This is a genomic window from Deltaproteobacteria bacterium (genome assembly GCA_009930495.1).
Taxonomy (GTDB): domain Bacteria; phylum Desulfobacterota; class Desulfovibrionia; order Desulfovibrionales; family Desulfomicrobiaceae; genus Desulfomicrobium.
Genome location: RZYB01000143.1, coordinates 1 through 6,825, shown reverse-complemented (window position 1 = coordinate 6,825; position 6,825 = coordinate 1). Strand labels below are relative to the sequence as shown.

The following is a 6,825-nucleotide window of genomic DNA, read 5'->3' as shown; positions in this document are numbered from 1 at the left end:
GGCGATTTCGCCCAGGACCTCTATGTAGTGGTTGATGTCGTCGATTTCGGACGTCGCCAGCAGGGCGTCGAGCAAGTCCGGAACCAGGGACTCCAGGCGTAGCTCGCCGGCCATGGAGACATAAACCTGCCGGTGGGGTGTTTGCGGGTCGCGCAGGGCCTGGGCCACCAGACCGGGTTGGGACAGTATTTTTACGGCCAGGATTTCCCGGACCACGGGCATGTCCAGGGTCAGGCTTTTGTGCTCGACGAGAAATCGGGCCAGGAGCGGAACCGCGAATTCCGGGGCGGCGTCATGAAAGGCCATGATGGCCTGTTCCCGCGCGTTTTTGCCCACATGCTCCAGGTGGGCCAGGACCAGCCTGGCCTTGATGGCGTCTTTTTTGGCGATGTTGTCCCGGATTTCGACAAGGAGATGGTCGGCTTCGTTCATGTCATGCTCACAGTTTGGGGATGAGCGCGGTCAGCAACCCGCCCAGGGCCGCGCTGGATTGCCGGGCCTGGGCCAGGATTTCCTCGTGGGAGGTGGCGGCCATGCAGTCCGGAAGATTTTTGTTGGTCAGACAGGAGATGCCCAGGATTTTGAGGCCCATGTGATGGCCGACAATGGCCTCGGGCACGGTGGACATGCCAATGGCGTCGGCGCCCAGGATGCGGTACATGCGGGTCTCGGCCGGAGTTTCCAGACTTGGGCCGGCCACGGCCACGTACACGCCGCGCTCCACCCGTTGGCCATTGGCCCGGGCCGCGTCCAGGGCCTTGTTCCCGAGGACCGGACAATAGACTTGGGACATGTCCGGAAAGCGTGGTCCCCAGGCGTCCTGGTTGGGGCCCGTCAGGGGATTGGCTCCCATCATGTTGATGTGGTCGGTCAGAAGCATGAGTCCGCCCGTGTCGAAGACCGGGTTGAGCGCTCCGGCCGCGTTGGTCAGGATCAGGTTCGAGACCCCCAGGAGGGCCAGACAGCGCACGAACAGGGTGACCTCCTGGAGGGAGTAGCCTTCGTAGAAGTGAAACCGACCGGAAAGAACCAGCAGGGGCGCCCCGCCGAGCTCGGTCAGGAACAGCGTGCCCGCGTGTCCCAGAACGGTTGATACCGGAAAGCCCGGAATTTCGGCGTAGGATGCCTGGAACCGGATGCGCGCGGGATCGAGCCAGGTTCCCAGTCCACTACCCAGGACCAGGGCTGTCCCGGGAATGGCGGGAAGGGAACGGGACAGCCAGTTCGTGGCTGTTTCAATGCGCTGGTGCAGGGTGGTCATACGCGATCCTTGGGAGTTGGGGTTGATGCGTGACGGGATGGTGTCCGAGAAGAGTGGTCGAGCTCGTGGTCGTGGCCGTCATGTTTTCCATAAGCGATCCCGAGCGGATAGCGCAACTCCCGATCGGCTCGGGCCGGGCCGGTGGCGCTTGTGGGGCAAGGGTTGCGGGCTTGACATTAAGAATATAAGCGGAAGCGGCTTTGCGGGCGATCCAGCCCGTTTTCCACAAACCGACCACGAGGAAAGGCTGAAATACACATATGAACAAACCCAGTGAACAGAAAAAACACAAGGTGCTTATCGCCAACCGGGGCGAAATCGCCATTCGGATCATGCAGGCTTGCCGCAAATTGGGGCTGGCCTTCGTGGCGCTTTTCACCGAGCCGGACAAGGACAGCGACCATTGCGCCCTGGCGCGCAAACTCGGCGGCGAGGAGTCCCTGTACCGCGTCAGCTCGTATCTCGACGCCAATGAACTTTTCGCCGTGGCCGACGAGTCCGGAGCCACGGCCATCCATCCCGGTTACGGCTTTTTTTCCGAGGACTATCGTTTTGCCCGGCGGGTGGCCCAGCGCGAACGCAAGCTGATTTTCATCGGCCCGTCCTGGCAGGTCATTCGCGAACTCGGCGACAAGATCAACACCAAGCGCCTGGCCCGCAAGCTCGGCGTGCCCACTGTGCCCGGCTCGGACAAACCCGTGACCGACGACCTGGAAGCCGAGGCCATCGCCAAGTCCCTGTTTGAATTCCAGAAGGAACAGGGCATCAATAATCCGGTCATTCTGGTCAAGGCCTCGGCCGGCGGCGGCGGCATGGGCATCGAGGAAGTCCACGATCTGGACAAGTTCCGCAGCACCCTGCGCCGCATCAAGAATTACTCCAAGCGCCAGTTCCGGGACGAGGGCGTGCTCATCGAGCAGCGCATTTTCGACTTCAACCATCTCGAAGTCCAGGTGCTGGCCGACCGTTCCGGCCAGCATCCGGTTCATTTCGGCACCCGCAATTGCTCGGTCCAGTCCATCGGCCGGCAGAAGCGCATCGAGGTCGCGCCGGGCTTCGATCCGTCCTCCCTGCGTTACGCCTTCGACGCCAGGAAGGTGTTGGAGGATATCACCGAATACTCCCTGCGCATTGCCCGCGAGGCCGGCTACGACAATATCGGCACCTGGGAATGGATCGTCAGTCCCACGGGACAGCCCTTTTTGATGGAGGTCAACACCCGTATCCAGGTCGAAAACGGGGTGTCGGCGCGCATTGCCACCATCAAGGGCAAGGGCGACGTGGACCTCATCGCCGAGCAGATCCGGGTGGGCCTGGGCGCGCCCCTGGGCTACACGCAAAAAGATATCAGCCTGGACGGGGTGGGCATCGAATACCGCATCATCGCCGAGGATCCGGACAACAAGTTCGCGCCCTGGGTCGGCCGTATCACGCGCTACGGATGGCCGGAGCACCCGTGGCTCAAGCTCCATACCCAGGTCCCCACGGACCGCGCCTACGAAATCCCCACGGACTTCGACCCCAATCTGGCCCTGGCCATCATCTGGGGCAAGGATTTGGCCGAGGCCAAGGCACGGGGCGTGGAATTTTTGAATTCCCTGATCCTGGTCGGCGAGAACGCCGCTGGCGAGGCCCTCAAGTCCAATATCGAATTCCTGAAACGCAAGACCGAGGACATCCTGGTTTTCTAGGGACATCCTGGTCCACGGCCGGCCATGACTGGCTCGAAAATATTGGTTAAGCGCTCAAGCGACGTCGGGAATCCGGCATAACATCAAGCCCGCGAGGCATTTTCGCACTGATATGGATATCGAAAAACGCATCCAAGAACTTCGGGATCGCCTGAAGTACATCCAGGACATCTTCGGTCCCGATGACAATAGCAACGTGGCCATGCTCGAGGCCAAGCTCGGGGAATACGTGGCCCGCGAGCCCGGTCTGCCCAAGCAGGAGGCCGTGCGCCAGCTCAAGACCCTGGAGGAGCTGTTCAGCTTCCTGGAACGCAAGCTGGAACGCGATCTGAAGCCCATGAACAAGGTCCGTATTGTCCGCCATCCCCAGCGTATCTGTCTCAAGGACATCCTGGAGAACGTCTACGACAACTATACCGAGATCGGCGGTCAGGACGACTACAGCATCGATCCCAGCATGCTCATCGCCCGGGCCTACATCACCCGGCGCCGGGGCAAGAAGACGCACAACCAGGCGGTCATGGTCATTGGCCAGGAAAAGGGCCACGGCCAGGAGTTCCGCAACGGCGGTTCGGTCAAGCCCTGGGGCAACGCCAAGGCCCTGCATTACATGAAAGTCGCCGAGACCGAGAACATCCCCATCCATACCTATGTCTTCACGCCGGGTTCCTATCCCATCGAGGATTATCCCGGCGCGGCCCAGCAGATCGCCCGGAATCTGTATGAAATGGCCGGGCTGAAGGTGCCGGTGGTGGCCGTCATTTCCGAGGGCGGCTCCGGCGGGGCCGAGGCTATCGGTCTGGCCGACACGCGCATCATGATGTCCCACGGCTATTATTCGGTCATCTCGCCCGAGGGCGCGGCGGCCATCGAGGGCCGGCTGCGCGGCGGCCAGCGGGCCGAACCCAAGCTCATCGAGCGCTGCGCCGAACAACTCAAGATCACGGCCGACGACAACCGGGCCATGGGTTACGTGGACTGGAAGATCTCCGAGCCGGATCTGGGCGCCAGACCCGAGCATTACGATTTCTTCCGCAAGCTCAGGAAGTCCGTCATCGCCTCCACCGACGAGATCGTCCTCAATGTGCGCGGTCTGCGTCTGTTCCGGGCCATCGCCCTGAAGCGGCGCAAGGGCGCCGACGTCTACGTGCGTTGGAATCTGGACGCCCGCGCCAAGGAGCGCCTGGTCTGGATGCGCTATATGAAATACCGCAAAATGGCCCAGGACGCCTATCTGGACAAACGCCATTGGCTGAGCCGGGGCAGCGAGTCCGTGGGCGAGCTGCTCACCTCGCTGTATTCGTATTTCCGCTACGATTTGTTCGGGAAGCAGCACAAAAAGGTCACGGAACTGGCCGAGGACGTGCATGCCGAAATGCAGGTCGTGGTCGGCCGCTCCAGCCGGTACTGGAACGCGCTCATGTCCAAACTGCCGTTCACCAAGAACAAAAGCGACGTGAACAAGGAAGGCCTGACCTCCCTGTCGGCCTGGGATGACGGCGAGCAGAACAACGGCAAATGGCAGTATGTCAGCCCGCAGGCCAAGCAGGATCGGGCCGTGACTTGTCCCAACGCGGCCGTGCATGGCTGCCTGGATCAGTGGGCGCCGGATTTGTTTGGGGAATGGGCCGGGGTGTGTAGTTTTTGCGGGCACCATTTCCCCATGGAATATCAGTGGTATCTGCATAATATCTTTGATCCGGGTTCCATTTACGAGGTCTTTTCCGAGATCGAGTCCGCCAATCCACTCAAGTTCGACGGGTTTGACCTCAAGCTGGACGAGGCCAAACGCAAGACCGGGCATAAATGCGGCTGCATGACCTTCGAGGCCCGCATCCAGGGCACGGCGGTCATGGTGGCCCTGTTCATGGGTGCGTTCCGGGGCGGCAGCGTCGGCGCGGCCGAGGGCGAAAAATTCATCCGGGCCATGGAGCGGGCCCGCAAGAAACAATTGCCTTTTCTGTCCTATGTCCACGGCACGGCCGGCATCCGCATTCAGGAGGGCGTCAACGGCGTCATCCAGATGCCGCGCTGCACCATGGCCGTGCGCCGCTACACCGAAGCCGGCGGCCTGTATCTGGTTCTCTACGACACCAACTCCTACGCCGGCCCCGTGGCCAGCTTTTTGGGCTGCTCGCCGTATCAGTTCGCGGTGCGCTCGGCCAACATCGGCTTCGCCGGTCCGGGCGTGATCAAGGAAACCACGGGCATGGACATTCCGCCCAACTATCACAACGCCTTCCAGGCCCTGTCGCGCGGACATATCCAGGGCATCTGGGATCGCCGCGAAATCCGCGACAATCTGGTGCAGTCCCTGCAGACCATGGGCGGCCGCAATCTGTATTACCGATAGGAGGCAGACGTGATCGATGTGAAAGAATTGTTGCGGGAGCTGCGCGAGGAACCCTACGAGAAGATCATCATCCGCGCGCCCCATTCCGGAAAAGTGGAATTCGTGACCGGCGATGTGGGCGCCCAGGTGGTCGGCCCCAGCGGAACCTGGAAGGAAAAGCCCGGCACCCTGCTTGTCCGGCTGGAACGGGAAAAAAACAAGAAGCCCATCTTCGCCCCGCAAAAGGGCGAGGTCATGGCCTTGGCCTCCCTGGACAACGGCCGGTTTGTCCAGGCCGGCGAGGAGCTCATGACCATCCGGCATTATCTGACCCGCGAGGAAGTCATTGCCCGCATCCTGCGCCGGTCCCTGTCCTTGTTCCCGGCGCCGGAAAAGGGAAAATATTATTTCGTTCCGGACGTGGATATCAAGGTCAAGACCAAGGGCAGCCAGACCGTGCATGTCGAGGAAGGCATGGAACTGTTCATCTTGTCGCGGATGAAGCGGGAAACCGCCGTGCGCTATGTTGGGCCGGCCGGGATCATTTACGCGGTCTATTTTGAAAGCAACGACTCCGTGGACCGGGACAGTCCGCTCATCGGCGTCTGCCCCGAGAACCAGCTGGGCCAAATCCAGGAGGTCGTGCGCCGCGTCCAGACCGACTGGGAGGAGCGGGACTGATGGGCCGCGTATTGCAGGTGCGGGTGTCCGCGTTTACCTACAGCGAGGACGATGTGCGCAAGGCCTGGCCCGTGTTGTGGCGCTGGGCCTTCGAGGAGACCAAGCCGGGCTTTCCCCACGAGATGAAGGGCGTGCTCGAACTTGTCAGGGCCTTGGAGGACCTGTATCGGTTCGGAGACATTCCTTCCGCCTTGCGCGAGGTGCTGGAAAAGGATCTGCCTCGGGCCGTGCGCGGTGTCGAGGCCTTGGAACAGGAGCTGGGGAACTGGAATGCGCGCGGCGCCAATACCGCCACGGACGCCATCGAGGACAGCTTGACCGAGTTGGAAAAACATGCGCCCAAACCATGATCGGGCCATAACCGCGAGGAGATGACATGGCAGGGAGTCTGAATAAAGTGATGTTGATCGGCCGTCTGGGACGTGATCCGGAAATCCGTTATACCCAGTCCGGTCAGCCCGTGGCCAATTTTTCCATTGCCACGGACGAGACCTACATGGGCAAGGACGGCCAGAAGGTCGAGAAGACCGAGTGGCACAAAATCGTGGTCTGGGGCAAGCAGGCCGAGTTTTGCGGCAATTATCTGGCCAAGGGGCGCCTGGTTTATATCGAGGGCAAGATCGAGACACGTAAATGGCAGGACCAGAACGGCCAGGATCGCTACTCGACCGAGATCAAGGCTGATCGCGTCCAGGGCTTGGATTCCCGCCAGTCCGAAGGCGGCAGTTATGCCCCGGCTCCGCAATACCAGGGACAGCAGCCCCGGCAGAATGCCGCCCAGGGCGGCGGCCAGTACGAGGACGAGCCCATGGGCCCGGCCTTTCCGTCCGAGGCCAGTGGCATGGATGACGTGCCGTTCT

Annotated in this window: 7 protein-coding genes; 5 read left to right on the top strand and 2 right to left on the bottom strand. The window is 61.5% G+C overall.

The annotated features are described in order from the left end of the window. Both EOL86_10955 and EOL86_10950 read right to left on the bottom strand, forming a co-directional pair. A partial coding sequence (locus EOL86_10955; protein NCD26092.1) for a response regulator occupies window positions 1–432 on the bottom strand: 432 nt, incomplete at its 3' end. Between the two features lie 7 nt (window positions 433–439). After that, complete coding sequence (locus EOL86_10950; GenBank protein NCD26091.1) at window positions 440–1,261, bottom strand: purine-nucleoside phosphorylase; 822 nt, start codon at window positions 1,259–1,261, stop codon at window positions 440–442. 260 nt (window positions 1,262–1,521) lie between these two features. Here EOL86_10950 and EOL86_10945 point away from each other — a divergent pair, with 260 nt between their 5' ends. From EOL86_10945 to EOL86_10925, 5 genes are all read left to right on the top strand, one after another. After that, window positions 1,522–2,952, top strand: a complete 1,431-nt coding sequence (locus EOL86_10945) for an acetyl-CoA carboxylase biotin carboxylase subunit (GenBank protein ID NCD26090.1) — start codon at window positions 1,522–1,524, stop codon at window positions 2,950–2,952. Window positions 2,953–3,064: 112 nt separating this feature from the next. Beyond that, complete coding sequence (locus tag EOL86_10940) at window positions 3,065–5,305, top strand: acetyl-CoA carboxylase carboxyl transferase subunit alpha/beta (protein ID NCD26089.1); 2,241 nt, start codon at window positions 3,065–3,067, stop codon at window positions 5,303–5,305. Window positions 5,306–5,314: 9 nt separating this feature from the next. Further along, on the top strand, window positions 5,315–5,965 hold the full coding sequence (locus EOL86_10935) for a biotin attachment protein (GenBank protein NCD26088.1): 651 nt from the start codon (window positions 5,315–5,317) through the stop codon (window positions 5,963–5,965). Continuing rightward, window positions 5,965–6,315 carry a formin-like protein 18 gene (locus tag EOL86_10930; GenBank protein ID NCD26087.1) on the top strand — a complete coding sequence of 117 codons (351 nt, stop codon included), beginning with the start codon at window positions 5,965–5,967 and terminating at the stop codon, window positions 6,313–6,315. The genes EOL86_10935 and EOL86_10930 overlap by 1 nt, the downstream gene beginning before the upstream one ends. 26 nt (window positions 6,316–6,341) lie before the next feature. Further along, the coding region (locus tag EOL86_10925) for a single-stranded DNA-binding protein (GenBank protein ID NCD26086.1) at window positions 6,342–6,825 on the top strand (484 nt) is incomplete at its 3' end.